The organism is Panacibacter microcysteis, assembly GCF_015831355.1.
In the GTDB taxonomy this organism is placed as follows: domain Bacteria; phylum Bacteroidota; class Bacteroidia; order Chitinophagales; family Chitinophagaceae; genus Panacibacter; species Panacibacter microcysteis.
This window is the reverse complement of the sequence record NZ_JADWYR010000002.1, coordinates 1,026,992-1,041,480: the sequence shown is the minus strand read 5'-3', so window position 1 is coordinate 1,041,480 and position 14,489 is coordinate 1,026,992. Positions and strand designations below refer to the sequence as shown.

Annotated in this window: 13 protein-coding genes; 5 read left to right on the top strand and 8 right to left on the bottom strand. The window is 43.2% G+C overall.

Annotation, left to right across the window (positions count from 1 at the left end; translation table 11 throughout):
- Positions 1 to 30 precede the first annotated feature (30 nt).
- Positions 31 to 2,391, top strand: a complete 2,361-nt coding sequence (locus I5907_RS16150) for a TonB-dependent receptor (RefSeq protein ID WP_196991840.1) — start codon at positions 31 to 33, stop codon at positions 2,389 to 2,391.
- Between the two features lie 199 nt (positions 2,392 to 2,590).
- Here I5907_RS16150 and I5907_RS16145 read toward each other — a convergent pair whose 3' ends face one another.
- From I5907_RS16145 to I5907_RS16130, 4 genes are all read right to left on the bottom strand, one after another.
- On the bottom strand, positions 2,591 to 2,791 hold the full coding sequence (locus I5907_RS16145; RefSeq protein ID WP_196991839.1) for a hypothetical protein: 201 nt from the start codon (positions 2,789 to 2,791) through the stop codon (positions 2,591 to 2,593).
- Positions 2,792 to 2,904: 113 nt separating this feature from the next.
- Positions 2,905 to 3,534, bottom strand: a complete 630-nt coding sequence (locus I5907_RS16140; RefSeq protein WP_196991838.1) for an energy transducer TonB — start codon at positions 3,532 to 3,534, stop codon at positions 2,905 to 2,907.
- A gap of 141 nt (positions 3,535 to 3,675) precedes the next feature.
- Positions 3,676 to 4,113, bottom strand: coding sequence for an acyl-CoA thioesterase (locus I5907_RS16135; RefSeq protein WP_196991837.1), 438 nt, complete (start codon positions 4,111 to 4,113; stop codon positions 3,676 to 3,678).
- 15 nt (positions 4,114 to 4,128) lie between these two features.
- A complete protein-coding gene (locus tag I5907_RS16130; RefSeq protein WP_196991836.1) occupies positions 4,129 to 4,866 on the bottom strand; it encodes a class I SAM-dependent methyltransferase in 738 nt (245 codons plus the stop codon).
- Between the two features lie 29 nt (positions 4,867 to 4,895).
- Between I5907_RS16130 and I5907_RS16125 the strand changes: the two genes are divergently transcribed.
- The 3 genes from I5907_RS16125 (at position 4,896) to I5907_RS16115 (ending at position 7,968) form a co-directional block, all read left to right on the top strand.
- A complete protein-coding gene (locus I5907_RS16125) occupies positions 4,896 to 5,387 on the top strand; it encodes a TspO/MBR family protein (protein ID WP_196991835.1) in 492 nt (163 codons plus the stop codon).
- A 272-nt stretch (positions 5,388 to 5,659) separates the two neighbouring features.
- The gene (locus I5907_RS16120) at positions 5,660 to 6,349 is read left to right on the top strand and encodes an ABC transporter ATP-binding protein (protein ID WP_196991834.1); all 690 of its coding nucleotides are present in this window, start codon (positions 5,660 to 5,662) and stop codon (positions 6,347 to 6,349) included.
- Positions 6,350 to 6,528: 179 nt separating this feature from the next.
- Positions 6,529 to 7,968, top strand: a complete 1,440-nt coding sequence (locus tag I5907_RS16115) for a TolC family protein (RefSeq protein ID WP_196991833.1) — start codon at positions 6,529 to 6,531, stop codon at positions 7,966 to 7,968.
- 142 nt (positions 7,969 to 8,110) lie between these two features.
- Here the strand turns inward: I5907_RS16115 and I5907_RS16110 are convergent, their stop codons facing one another.
- Complete coding sequence (locus I5907_RS16110) at positions 8,111 to 9,742, bottom strand: ATP-dependent DNA ligase (RefSeq protein ID WP_196991832.1); 1,632 nt, start codon at positions 9,740 to 9,742, stop codon at positions 8,111 to 8,113.
- The gene (locus I5907_RS16105) at positions 9,739 to 10,785 is read right to left on the bottom strand and encodes a ligase-associated DNA damage response exonuclease (protein ID WP_196991831.1); all 1,047 of its coding nucleotides are present in this window, start codon (positions 10,783 to 10,785) and stop codon (positions 9,739 to 9,741) included. The genes I5907_RS16110 and I5907_RS16105 overlap by 4 nt, the downstream gene beginning before the upstream one ends.
- Positions 10,786 to 11,265: 480 nt before the next feature.
- Between I5907_RS16105 and I5907_RS16100 the strand changes: the two genes are divergently transcribed.
- A complete protein-coding gene (locus I5907_RS16100) occupies positions 11,266 to 11,487 on the top strand; it encodes a hypothetical protein (protein WP_196991830.1) in 222 nt (73 codons plus the stop codon).
- Between the two features lie 69 nt (positions 11,488 to 11,556).
- On the opposite strand, the gene I5907_RS16095 is transcribed toward I5907_RS16100, so the two are convergent.
- Both I5907_RS16095 and I5907_RS16090 read right to left on the bottom strand, forming a co-directional pair.
- Entirely contained in the window at positions 11,557 to 12,915 is a 1,359-nt protein-coding gene (locus I5907_RS16095; RefSeq protein ID WP_196991829.1) for a dihydrolipoamide acetyltransferase family protein, read from the bottom strand.
- Positions 12,916 to 13,179: 264 nt separating this feature from the next.
- Entirely contained in the window at positions 13,180 to 14,445 is a 1,266-nt protein-coding gene (locus I5907_RS16090; protein WP_196991828.1) for a CinA family nicotinamide mononucleotide deamidase-related protein, read from the bottom strand.
- Between the last annotated feature and the right edge of the window lie 44 nt (positions 14,446 to 14,489).

Genomic DNA, 14,489 nt, shown 5'->3' with positions numbered 1-14,489 from the left:
TCGGGAAGGTTATTTTGTTAATTACGTTTTATGATCAAAAAGATACTGCTGACATTTATTTTGATTAACACACTTACCGGCATTTTTGCACAGGATAAGTTTACACTGAATGGTTATATAAAAGATTCGCTTTCCGGCGAAACACTGATAGGCGCCAACATTGCCGTAAAGGAAGAGGGCAGGGGCGTTACCACCAATCAATATGGTTTTTTTTCACTTACACTTGCAAGGGGTAAATATGACCTGCTGGTAACTTATGTAGGTTACCAGCCAAGACTGGTATCTATAGATTTTGATGGCAACAAAACGCTGAACATTTTACTGTCGCAGGGTTTAAGCGATCTTAACAATGTAACCGTTGTAGGCCGCAAAAGAGAGAGCAACGTAAAGAGTGCGCAAATGGGCAAGGTTGACCTTAGTATAACGACTATAAAGTCGCTGCCATCATTCCTGGGCGAAGTTGATATTCTGAAAGCTTTACAGTTACTGCCAGGTGTAAGAAACGCCGGTGAAGGCAATTCAGGATTTTACGTGCGTGGTGGCGGGCCAGACCAGAACCTTATTCTGCTGGATGATGCGGTTGTTTACAATACCGGGCATTTGTTTGGCTTTTTCTCTGTCTTTAATTCTGATGCCATTAAAAGTTTATCGCTTATAAAGGGTGGTATGCCGGCACAATATGGTGGCAGGCTATCTTCGGTAATAGACATTGCCATGAAAGATGGCAACATGAACAAAACAGAGGTAGATGCGGGTATCGGGTTAATTGCATCCAGGCTGGCCATACAGGGGCCAATCAAAAAGAATAAGGCATCTTATATGATCTCTGCACGCAGAACCTACATAGATGCTCTTACCAAACCATTCATTGGTAAAGAAAACAGTTTCCGTGGTTCGGGCTATTACTTCTACGACCTGAATGCAAAAGTGAATTACATATTTTCAGAAAAAGACAGGCTATACCTGAGTGGCTATTTCGGCCGCGATAAGTTTGATTTCAACAATGGCAAACGTTCCTTTAAAGTAAGTATTCCATGGGGTAATTCTACTGCCACTTTAAGATGGAACCATATCTTTAATAAAAAGCTGTTTGCCAACACTTCACTTGTTTATAACGACTATAGATTTTCCTTTACGGGTTTACAAAACGATTTTAATATCAACCTTTCCTCAGGTATAAAAGACCTTAATGCAAAAACAGATTTCGATTATTATGCCACACCAGAGCATAAACTAAAGTTTGGTGCGCAATATACCTTTCATACTTTTTTGCCAAGCGTTGTAAGCGGCAACCAGGATACAATCGAGTTTAAACCCGCCAATGTACAGCGAAAATATGCCAATGAATATGCATTGTACATACAGGACGACTGGGATGTTAGCCGTGCCATCAAACTTAACTATGGCATACGCTACAGCCAGTTTCAGCAGGTAGGCAGATACACAGCGTATACGACAGATGCAGATGGCAACAAAACAGACAGCACCCTTTATGGCTCAGGACAAACTGTGAAGACATATGGAGGCTTTGAACCACGGTTAACCGTGCGTTATGCCATCAACGACGTAAGCTCTTTTAAAGCCGGCGTTACTAGAAACCTTCAATACATACACCTTGTTACCAATGCCGGCAGTACATTGCCAACAGATATATGGGTGCCCAGCACTTACCGTGTAAAACCACAGATCGGCTGGCAGTATGCAGCAGGTTATTTCAGGAACTTCAATAACAATATGTTTGAAACTTCAGTGGAAGTTTATTATAAAACCATGCAAAACCAGATTGAGTATCGTGAAGGTTACACGCCTAATACTTTGAAGGATCCTGAAGAAGATTTCGTTTTTGGTAAAGGCTGGAGTTATGGTGCAGAGTTTTTTGTAAACAAAGTTAAAGGCAGGCTTACAGGCTGGGTTGGTTACACGCTATCTTATACGTGGCGAAGATTTGCCCAGTTAAATGATGGAGAAAAATACCCCAGCCGCTACGACAGAAGGCACGATCTTTCAGTGGTGGGTACCTACCAGTTAAGCAGTAAATGGAAATTATCATCGGTCTTTGTTTTTGGCACTGGTAACGCTATCTCCTTGCCTGAGCGATTTTATTTTGTAGATGGCACATTAACGCAGGAGTACAGCCGCATCAATGCCTACCGCATGAAACCTTATCACCGGCTGGATGTGGCGGCCACTTACACGCCGGTACCAAAAAAGAAACGCAAATACACCGGCAGCTGGGTGTTCAGTATTTATAACTTATATAGCCGCGCCAATCCTTACTTCTACTATTTCGACCAGGAAGGAAGTGCTACACAGGGTACGCTCACCATCAAGTCAAAGCAGGTTTCATTGTTTCCTGTTATACCGTCGGTGACATGGAATGTAAAGTTTTAAATTGGGGTGACGGACTGTAGTGCTTTAATCAGCACCTGTTGTGTCACTCACTTCAGGGTTCTGTTTTCCATGGCATCTCTAGCGTTCCGGGTTGATCAGCGAGAGTTAACCGGCAAACATTAAAGTAAAAAATAAAAAAAACTGTCTTAAAAAAGACAGTTTTTTATAAGATTGTATAGGTTAACAACGGCCTTATCAACTATGGTTTTGCAGTAGAATCAGTCATCATTGATGTATCTGCAGGCATAGTTGAAGTCGTATCCATAGGTGCAGGTGACAGGCTTTCGGTAGTTGCTGTATCGCTGTTGGTCTCGTTGGTGTTATCTCCGGTACCGCAAGCCGTTAGTAAGCATGATGCGCTTACGCATAATGCCATTAGAAATAAAGTGGTCTTTTTCATAATGTTATAGTTTTGGCTTATTTGACAAACACCATTCCAATTTGCAGCCGGTACGAAAAAAAATGCGCAACAAACGTTGCGCACTGTTTTATAAAGATCAGGTTGTGAATCATTTATATCAACTGGTAAACGATCGGCAGTGTAAATGTTGTCTTTACATTTTTACCTTTCAGTTTACCGGGATTCCATTGTGGCATTGATTTAATAACGCGTAATGCTTCTTCTTCCAGCCCGTAACCAAGTTTATCAGACACTACATTAGGCCTGTATATCCTGCCATTTTCATCTACATCGAATGTTACGATAACCCTGCCTTCCACATCATTATCTATCGCTTGTTGTGGATATTGTAGATTATCCTCCACAAACTTGTTTAGAGAACTTTCCCCACCAGGAAACGATGGCATAACTTCTACTTTTGCGCCGGATGCAGGTGCCGCTTTCATATCTACAGATGCACGTCCTTTCAATGCTTTCTTTTTCAGCACTACTTCATCCTGGCGCGGTGGCACTGATGCAGCCGGCGATGTGGCTGTATTGCTATCGGCGCTCAGCATGCTTTCATCAGCCTGCAGGCTAGTAGTAGTGTCAACTGCAGCGGCTTCGGGATTGTTATTGGCATCGGCGTTTTCGGCCACTGGTTGTGTGTTCATTTCTTTCGCCCTTTCTTCCGGTGTCTGGCAGGCATTGATCACGAATATAGTTGCCAAACCAAGCGCCATAGATCGAATCTGTCTTTTCATAACATATATTTTGATGATATGTATGAAAAGACAAATGCTGTTCCATTCACAAACGATTGATTACCAACGTAACAGCCAAATGACTGTATAGAAGTGGTGACGATTTATGCAACGGTTTGTGGATTTTTACGGACTATCTGATTAATCTGTCCATTCAAAACCGGGAGATTTTGGTAAAGCTTCGAATACTGTTTTTATAACTGCTGGTGGGGTAGCCAGCTTCCTGCTCTGCGTATCAAGCCAGGCGCCATCAACAGTAATTGTTGCGCTTAAAATATCTTTATTCTTCCATACTTCATGTATCATAGACCACCGGCTCATGTCGCGCCTGCTTTTACTTATATATACATTCAGGAATACAGTATCGCCAAAAAGTATTTCCCGCTTAAAAACGCATTCCTCCCTGAAGAGTATAGGGCCAAAATGCAACTGCTGCATTACAGCAGGCGTTAACCCATGATCATGCAGGAATGACAGGCGCATCATTGCTCCCCAATCATAGTACACCGAATGACGCAGGTGAAAATTAGGGTCCATATCACTCCACCTGATGTCAACCTGTTTTATATAACTGCTCATATTGTATAGATTTAATTATAAACGACCAACCCGCAACAACAGCGGAAATGAAATGTCATAGCAGGTATTATCGGGCCATATTGAATCAAGCCGTTGCAATGTATCTCCTGCCAGCGGGTTTACACTATTTGCCCGGATGAAATGTTGTACAGCGCTCCAGGTATTTAAATAGCCGAGAAACTGTTGTTTCGACCACTTATAACGGATGAACAACGATGGTGCACTGATCTCTTCAAAAGGAAAAGGAATAGTTGTGTAATGGTCATCAATGTATTTTCTTTCACTATCCCAGTATGGTCCTATAATATTGGTGTAAAAATGTTGCAGCCATCTGTCTGTTACTGTATTAACGGATACAAGGCCATAACCTGCCACGGCAATAATGCCACCCGGTTTTGTAATCCGCCTTACATTGGCGTAAAATGCGTCGAAATTGAACCAGTGTATCGCTTGTGCAACGGTGACAAGATCAAAAAAATGATCCGCAAATGAACTTTGTTCTGCGGCTTCCTGTTTGTATTGGATGTTGGGTAGCTGCGGCGCTTCAGACAATTGCTTTGCACTTATATCTGTTGCGTAAACCTGGCTAAACTTTGCAGCCAGTTCTTTGGCAACCTGCCCGTTCCCTGTTGCTATGTCCAGCGCACGATCATAACAGCTTAGCTGGCCATATATAAATGCGTACATCTCTGTAGGGTAATGCGGTCTGAAGTTTGCATAAGCTTCTGCCTGCGCCGAGAAGTTATCTTTCATTGGTTATAATTAGTGTAAATTTAAAATGCATGGATCAATCTTATTCAAAATCGCTGAACCCAAATCTGAAACTTTTTCTCTCACTTGCTATTACATTGCTTGTTGGTTTCGGGGCAGGCTTTGCAACCTCATCAGCTATTGGCACCTGGTACGCCGGTTTAAACAAGCCTTTTTTCAATCCACCTAACTGGTTGTTTGCACCCGTATGGACAATTCTTTACATACTCATGGGCATATCATGCTATTTTGTGTGGAAGCAGCCTGAAACATCTAAACGAAATGTAGCATTATTTGTTTTTGCAGTGCAACTTGCACTAAACGGAATGTGGAGTATTATCTTCTTTAATTTTCACCAGGTTGGCTGGGCATTGGTAGATATTGTTCTTTTGTGGGTCATGATTCTTATAACAATGTATTTGTTTTCGCAGCATTCGAAAGTTGCCGTTTGGTTACTATATCCATATTTCTTCTGGGTTAGTTTTGCCTCTGTGCTCAATGGTGCCATATTATACCTCAATTAAAATTTACCACCTGCTGTGGCCGTCTGTACTGTATCATCATTCATGCACTTTTTCTGATCAATCGTTACTTTTTTTTGAAAACCCCGGATATTACTGACATGTAGATGATGTGTGCCATGCGCCATGCATCAAAACAGTACATTAAGTGTATCAAAACCGTACACCACTATTCTATTTACACTCACAACTATTTGAAAATCAACAATAAATTAAGTTGGCATGTATTTGTAAACATTGAGCCTGATTATAACTTTGGCTTTAAATACAAAACCATGATCGAACTTAAGCACATCTCTAAATGGGTAAATGTTGGCGGGGCAAGAAATTTTATCCTGAAGGACGTTAACCTTGGTATTACCGAAGGCGAATTCGTGTCTATTATGGGGCCTTCCGGCTCAGGCAAATCATCTTTGCTCAATGTAATAGGCATGCTCGATGAAGCAGATGAGGGTGAATATTTCTTTTTCGGAGAGCCTGTACACAAACTTAAAGAAAAGCATCGCTCACAGCTGTACAAACAATACATAGGTTTTGTTTTCCAGGCTTACCATCTTATAGATGAGCTAACGGTGTATGAGAATATTGAAACACCGCTTATTTACCAGGATATGAAAACATCTGAGCGCAAAGCCGTGGTGGCAGATATTCTTGACCGCTTTAATATTGTTGGTAAAAAAGATCTTTTCCCCACACAGCTTTCGGGCGGTCAGCAGCAACTGGTGGGAATAGCCAGGGCACTTGTTGCCAAACCAAAACTGATTCTTGCCGATGAGCCCACAGGCAACCTCAATTCCAAACAGGGTGAAGAGATCATGGAGTTGTTTAAAAAACTAAATGAAGAAGACGGCGTAACTATCATTCAGGTTACACACTCTGAAAAAAACGCCGGCTATGGTTCCAGGATCATCCATTTACTCGACGGAAGGATTGAACGGGAAGAACCCCACCTGACAATCATGTAATATAACAACAGCGAGCTTATCACGGCTTTTATATACAGCGGAATTTTACCGGTGTGCGTTGTTGCAGCCGGGGCAGCTGAACAGCAATATACAGTACAAGAGTGCGACGCAACGGAAGCCTCATAAGCATTCCCGCTGCCGGGCCCATAATAAAAATGAAGTGGAATAATAAACAGATCATGAGAAAGATTAGTTTGATTGCAACGTTTATCGTTTTTGTGCTTGCACAAAAAACCTTTGCACAGGATACAGCACGCATCAATGGTTTGGTGTCGCTCAAAAAATGTATAGATATAGCGCTTAGAAATAATGCTGATATCAACCGCAGCGAACTTGCCATGATGGACAGTAAGGTTACGTACAACCAGTCGCAGGGAAATCGTTTACCGTTTATAAGTGGTGGTATAACACACGGTCTTAGCCAGGGCAGGGCCATTGATCCTTTTACCAACTCTTACATCAACCAAAATCTCAGTTACGCCAACTACAACCTGGGAGCAGATTTATACCTGTGGAACGCCGGCAGCGTTAGTAACAACATTAAAGCAAACAGGCTGAACTACGAAGCAGGCAAGATGGACTGGCAACAGCAAAAGGATAACGTTACAATCAATGTTATACTGGCATACCTGCAGGTACTGAATGCAACAGAGCAACTCAATGCAGCCATACAGCTTGCCGATGTGACCAGGAAACAGGTGGAAAGACTGGAATTGCTGAACAACGACGGCGCTATTGCACCGGCAACATATTACGATACCAAAGGACAGCTTGCAACAGATGAAGCGAATATTGTAACGCTTAAGAATACGGTTGAGTCTGCAAGAATTTCTTTGGTACAACTAATGAACATCAATTACTCGAAAGACATGCAGCTCGAAAAAGTTGATGAATCATCAGCCTTAAGCCTGTACGATGGCAACAGCAATGACATTTACCAGACTGCATTGAATAATCTTGCGATGATAAAGGCAGTTGACCTGCGCAGGGCAAGCGCCACCAAAAGCCTGAAAGCAGCAAAAGGCCAGATGTACCCATCGCTGGTACTCAGCGGCGGTTTAGGCACCAACTATTCAAGCGCAGCAAGCACTTCCACGCTTATCAGTGTTACCGATGTAGCAACGGGCGGGTATGTAAATGTGAACAATGAGAAACTACAGGTGTATGCCCCGCAGTCAAATTTTTCATCGGCAAAAATCCCTTATGATATGCAGTGGAAAAACAACTTCAACTCATCCGTAAGTGTAGGTATACAGATACCAATACTGAATGGTCTTGTGGCAAGAAGCCGGGTAAAAACTGCCCGTAACCAGGAGAAAAGAGCAACGCTAAATGCAACCACTGCAAAAACACAGCTACAACAATCAGTAGAGCAGGCATACCTTAACATGAATACCGCATTTGAGCGTTACCAGAAAGTACAGGCACAGGTAGATGCGCTTTCTATTTCGTTTACTGCTGCAGAAGTTAAGTTCAATGCCGGCGCCATCAATTCTGTTGAATATTTATTGGTCAAAAACAGGGCAGACAATGCAAAGATTAATCTCATAGCTGCCAAATATGATTATATATTACGCACAAAAATATTAGACTTTTATAAGGGTACATTATCGTTGTAATTATTGTGAGCCCGGCTGTTGAATACCTATGAAGCACCTGTTGCGTCGCACTCTTGTACTAAAGCAAACACTGCAACATTGCGAAGCGCGATACAATACCAAACGCTATAAAACAATCCCGGGAATTTCATCCCCGGGATTGTTATTTGCCGTATAATTCAAGCATCTTTTTTAAATCGTCCAGCGTGTTTATTTCTGCTGCTTTCTTATCTCTCCGCCACCGGTGAATTCTCGGAAACCGAAGCGCCACACCGCTTTTGTGCCTGTTGCTGGCGGCAATACCTTCAAAGGCAATTTCAAAAACCAGTTCTGGTTTAACGGTTCTCACCGGGCCAAACTTTTCAATAGCATTTCTTTTTACAAACGCATCCACCTGTGCAAATTCCTTGTCTGTTAAACCGGAATAAGCTTTTGTAAAACTTACAAGTTTATCGCCATCTTTTACAGCAAACGTATAATCTGTGTACAGGTTGCTTCTTCTGCCATGACCTTTTTGTGCATAGATCATTACCGCATCTATAGTCAGCGCATCTATCTTCCACTTCCACCAGTCACCCACTTTTCTCCCCACCTGGTAGGCAGAAGATTTCCTTTTCAGCATAATGCCTTCAGCATTAATACTTCTGGATTTGTCTCTCTCCTCTGCCAGTTTTTGCCACGAGTTGAAGTTGATTACCGGTGATAGCTGTAGTATAACGTTACCGGCTTTACTTACAACCTCTTCCAGCAATGCTCTTCTCTCTGCAAGCGGCTTATAACGTATATCTTCTCCATTGTATTCAAGCAGGTCATAGGCAAAGAAGGCTACAGGCGCTTCCTGCAATTGTTTTTTTGTAACATTTTTTCTGCCGATGCGTGTTTGTAAAACAGAGAAAGGTAACACGGCAACATTACTGTCTGTGAGAGAGGTGTGCTCATCTTTCCTGAATGGCATTATTTCGCCATCGATCACAATACCATTAGGCAAACCGGATTGCAACACTTCATACTCGGGAAATTTTTCTGTCATCAGTTCTTCCCCACGGCTCCACACAAAAAACTCATCGTTTCGCCTGATCATCTGTCCGCGGATACCATCCCATTTCCATTCGGCCTGCCATTCGTATGGCTCACCCAAAGCAGAAGGCGCTGTTTCGAGTGCATAAGCAAGGTAAAAAGGGTAAGGCTTTGAGTTATCCAGGCTGCCATTTTCATCACTCAGCAGATCTTCAAATACAATGCTCGAAGGATCCCAGTTTCCGCTTATCCGGTGCGCAATCACTGCTGCATCAGTGTCAACTGTTTTAGCAAGGGCGTTGACCATCATTTTCTGCGAAACACCAATTCTGAAACCGCCGGTAAGCAACTTGTTAAAAACAAATCTTTCCTCTTTTGTCATTCGCATCCACTGGTCAGTAATGAATGTTTTCTTTTGCGCTTCCTCTGCTTTTTCCAGCGCAATAATTTTTTCAAGAAAGTAAGCAAGATCATGTTCTTCCTGCACTTCAGTTGTTACAATGTCTGGCAGCAGCAGTGCAATTGTCTCGCCCAGGTCACCCACTGTATGATAGCTTTCTTCGAATAACCAGAACGGAATATCTACAATTTCGCAGCACCATTCCGCCAGCCTTGTGGAGTTGATGATTCGCCTGGGTCTTCTGCCACTGAATAACGCTATTACCCATACCTTATCTTTACCGCCGGCCTCCTGCATATACTGTGACAACGCATTTAGCTTATCAGTGGTTTTTGTGGAAGTTCCAAGTACCTGTACCAGCGCTGAAAATTGTTTCATAGTTCCGCATTTATTTGATCGTCGTGGGGTTCCACTATGCCTGTATCATTCACTGCTTCTTCATCATCATTACCATATTCTGTTTTCACCTCTGCACTATAAATACCCTGTTCATTCAGATAGCGGCTAAGCGTAGACTGAAATCCGTGTGTTACAAAAACCTTTTCGGCCCGTGTTGCCCTGATGGCGGCTAACAAACCTTTCCAGTCAGCATGATCGCTTAAAATAAAACCCGCATCTGCATTTCTCCTGCGCACATTGCCACGTACCTGCATCCACCCGCTGCACATGCCTACGGCATACGGTTCCATTCTTTTCATCCAGGGAGAGCCGTCTGCCCCGGGCGGTGCTATTACGATGCCTGCCTTGAGATCATCTTTCGTAGTTTCCGGTGTCACACGCTCCACGGCCGGCATCAGTATACCTGCTGATAATAATGCCTGATGCATGTTCCATATAGCCCCGTGTACATAAATCTTTTCCTGTAATGGTTCCAGCGCTTTCAATACCCGTTGCGCTTTCCCCAGGCTGTATGCAATCAAAACAGACGTTTTCCCGGCAGCTTTATTGGCGATGACCCAGTTGCGTATCTTCTCGTAGATACTCTCCTGGGGCATCCAGTTATAGATGGGTAAACCAAAGGTGGATTCAGTTATAAACGCGTGACACTGTACCGGTTCAAAAACACCACTGATATGGTCTGTTTCTGTTTTATAATCACCGCTTACAACCCACACCTCGTCTTTGTAACTGACCCTTACCTGCGATGAGCCGATAATATGACCCGCCGGATGCAGCGAAACAGTTACCTCGTTCAACCGGATTGATTCATTCCATCCAATACTTTCGTACACATTGTCGCCTAACCTGGCCTGTAATAAAGGTTTGGTGTAGTGGTGACAGAGGTATTGTTTGCTTCCCCACCTGGCATGGTCACTATGTGCATGCGTAATGATCGCTTTGTCCACCGGTTTCCACGGATCAATGTAAAAATTGCCGGGCGCACAATACAAGCCTTTGTCTGTGAATTCAATCAGTTGCATGCAGGTGTGTAACCAAAAACATAGCCAATTGTTTATCACCGTCACGTGGCAGGCAGTTGCTGTATAAAAACGCTGGTATCAAAAAGAAAAAACCTTCCCGTGGGAAGGTTCAATAATTTGTGAAAGGGTGCATAGTTTGTAACAGGGTTATCAGGCTTTCAGGGTACGGCGTTTTCTAAAGGGTATCGGTGTCTTTAAGAGTTTCGGATTAATAAACGGACAATTATAATAAGCCAAACCCTGTGCCAACGAAAGAGTACATCATATATCATTGATAATCAATTCATAATACAACTAGGCGTCATTGTTATTCCAATATCCGGATAAAACGTTCTCAGATATAGATTTTCTTAATTTATACAGCGGTTTTTTAATGCAAATTAAACCGGTTAGTAAGCAGCCGCCGTAATTTTCCCACACTGGTTTTCGTTTAAAAGAGGTGAGCAAAATATGCCCACACTTATTGAATAACCAAAAACCATGAAAAAATTACTATCGCTGTCCGCCTTTGTCGCATTAACCATTATGTCCTGCAGCAAAGAGGAAAAAACATCAGTAAAACCTGCGGCTGTAGAGTCTGCGGTTGTACAATCCCAGGCGGGAATAAGTACAGATACTGTTATCAACCCTGCAACGCAAACGGGTAAAAAGAAAGTCGTAAAAGTAAAATACCCAAGACCAAAGGGAAAAGGTGTGCAATAAGAAATGCCTTTTAAAAAGAAAAGTCCCGGCTGGCCGGGACTTTTCTTTTTATAGTCTTGCGTAATTTAACTACCAGTTTCGTTCTGTATCCCATGCTTCAAATTCCCTGGCAACCGCTGTAAGAAAAGATGCCCCTGCACTTCCGTCTACGATTCTGTGATCGTAACTTAAAGAAAGATACATCATGTGCCTTATGCCAATAGTGTCACCCTGCGGTGTCTCAATTACCACCGGCCGCTTTTTGATGGCGCCAACCGCAAGAATCGCCACCTGTGGCTGGTTAATGATGGGGGTGCCCATCAGGCTGCCAAATGTGCCCACGTTGGTAAGTGTAAAAGTGCCGCCTTGTGTATCGTCAGGTCTTAATTTGTTGTTCCTGGCGTTTTCTGCCAGCATATTTACCTGTTTGCTCAAGCCCACCAGGTTTAAATAATCGGCATTTTTGATTACCGGGACAATCAGGTTGCCACTTGGTAAAGCAGTAGCCATACCAATGTTCAGGTCTTTTTTAATAATGATCCGCTCACCGTCAACCGAACTGTTAATGATCGGGTATTTTTTCATCACCCTTACAATACAGTCAATAAAAAGCGGCGTAAAAGTCAGTTTGGTATTTTCTCTTCTCTCAAATTCTTTCTTTGCCTGCTCCCGCCACAGTACCATATTGGTTACATCAGCTTCAGCAAAACTTGTTACATGCGGGCTCGTGTGCTTGCTATCCACCATGTGTTTAGCAATTACTTTACGCATACGATCCATTTCTATAATTTCTACATTGGCGCCAGTGTAATCTGGAACGATAGCTGGTTTAACAGCCGGTTGTTCCATCCTTGCAGGTGCCGGCGCTACCGGCTCAGCTTTAGGTGCTGCAGGCGGTGCAGCAATAACCGTAGCCGCAGGCTTTACTTTGCCGCTCTTTTTATCCTCTACATATTGCAGGATATCTTTTTTGGTAACCCTCCCTTCATTTCCCGATCCGTGAATGCTTTCCAGTTCTGCCAGCGCAACACCTTCACTACCCGCAATATTCAGTACAAGTGGTGAGTAAAAACGATTAGCGCCACCATTTCCATTCATATTTGCGGTATTCACCTGTGCAGGTGTATAAGGTATTTCTGCTTCTTCAGTTACAGACTCTGCAGGTTGCGGCGTTATTTCCGGTTCCGGAACTGCGGAAACCGCACCCACAGTTGTTTCTATTTGTGCAATCACCGCACCCACTGCTACTACATCATTTTCCTTGAAGAGCAGTTCTTTTATAGTGCCTGCAGCAGTAGAAGGCACTTCACTATCTACTTTATCAGTAGCAATTTCGAGAACAGTCTCGTCCATTTTTACACTATCACCGGGTTTTTTGTGCCATTTTAAAATGGTGGCTTCCATAATACTTTCACCCAGTTTAGGCATTACCAGATCAACAATAGCCATAACAAGTTTAATTTCAGTTAGAGATTTTTTATGAACCCGGCTGCTTTTTCTTTGCTCATCTTTTGTTGCGTCGCACTCTTGTACTGCAAATCTTTGGGCGGCATTGGTTCGGCCAGTCCTCCTTATCTGCAACTATTTTGTGTGTGCAACTGTACGTTGTGCAACAATACTACACAATTTGCAAACGCATCAACTAATAAAGAACTGTTTACGCACATATAAATAGTATGGCAGGCAATCCTTTAAAGCGCCAAAGGTAGTAAATCAGGCGCTACCGTTTGTAAGAATGAAAATGCGTAAAAGATTCAATGCATTTATTGCTGTTAATTCAATGTTTCGCTTCCTGTCGAAACGAAACCACAGCTTTTTAGTTTCAATCCTATCTTTATTGCCTACTGCTACCCATACAGTACCAACAGGCTTATCTTCACTGCCGCCATCAGGCCCCATTATACCCGAAACAGCAATCACATAGTCAGTTTGCATAAGCGCTAAAGCACCGTTGGCCATCTCTGTAACTGTTTCAGCACTTACAGCGCCATACCGGCTGATGGTTGCTGCTTTTACGCCAAGCAAATGTTGTTTAATACGGTTATCATAACTGACCACCCCGCCATGAAAATAAGCAGAAGAGCCCGGTATGGAGGTTAACAGGTGCGCAATATAACCACCGGTACAGCTTTCTGCTGTTGTTACTATTTTGCCCAATGCTTTCAGCAAGCGCCCAACCACCTCGTTCATCGGAATGTCTTCATCAGTTACGAGGTATGCATGCACCAGTTGCTTCAGTAAATCAAACTGTTTGTTCAGCTCGTGTTCTACCTGTTCTTTTTCACCCATTCCGGTAAGTCTTAGCCGAACCATACCATAATTAGGCAGGTATGCCAGTTTTATATTGGTCGGCAAAGCCGCTTCCCAGCTTTGTATCATTTCAGCCAGCATCGATTCTCCCTGGCCCGCGGTTAATAATGTGCGGTGACCAATGCGCGGCATGCTGTAACGTTTCCTTATAAGTTCAAAGACATGGTCTTTCATGATGCCCTGCATTTCATGCGGCACACCCGGCATACTTATAAATACCTTACCGTCTTTTTCAAACAGCATACCCGGTGCTGTACCACGTTCGTTTTTCAGCACGGTGCAAACATCGGGCACTTCGGCCTGCTTTTTATTGCGTTCCAGCATAGCGCCAGGCCTTTTAAAAACCTGCTCAAAGAGATAGGTAACATGTTCAAGCGTGGGCTGGTGCATGATGAGCCTGCCACCAAAATATTCGCAGAGTAATGGTTTGGTAATATCATCTGCAGTCGGGCCCAGGCCACCGGTAATCAGTATAATATCTGAACGTCTTCCTTCTTCATCCAAAGCGTGCCGGATGTCATTCCTTACATCGCCCACTGCAACGCGGTGCTGTACCCACACTCCGATATTGTTGAGCTGTTGAGACATCCATGCGCTGTTGGTATCTATTACCTGCCCGATCAAAAGTTCATCCCCGATCGTTATGATTGATGCAGTAACTTTTTGCATATTGTAACAATTCTGCTGTGTGTTTTTAGTAACTAAATATTATC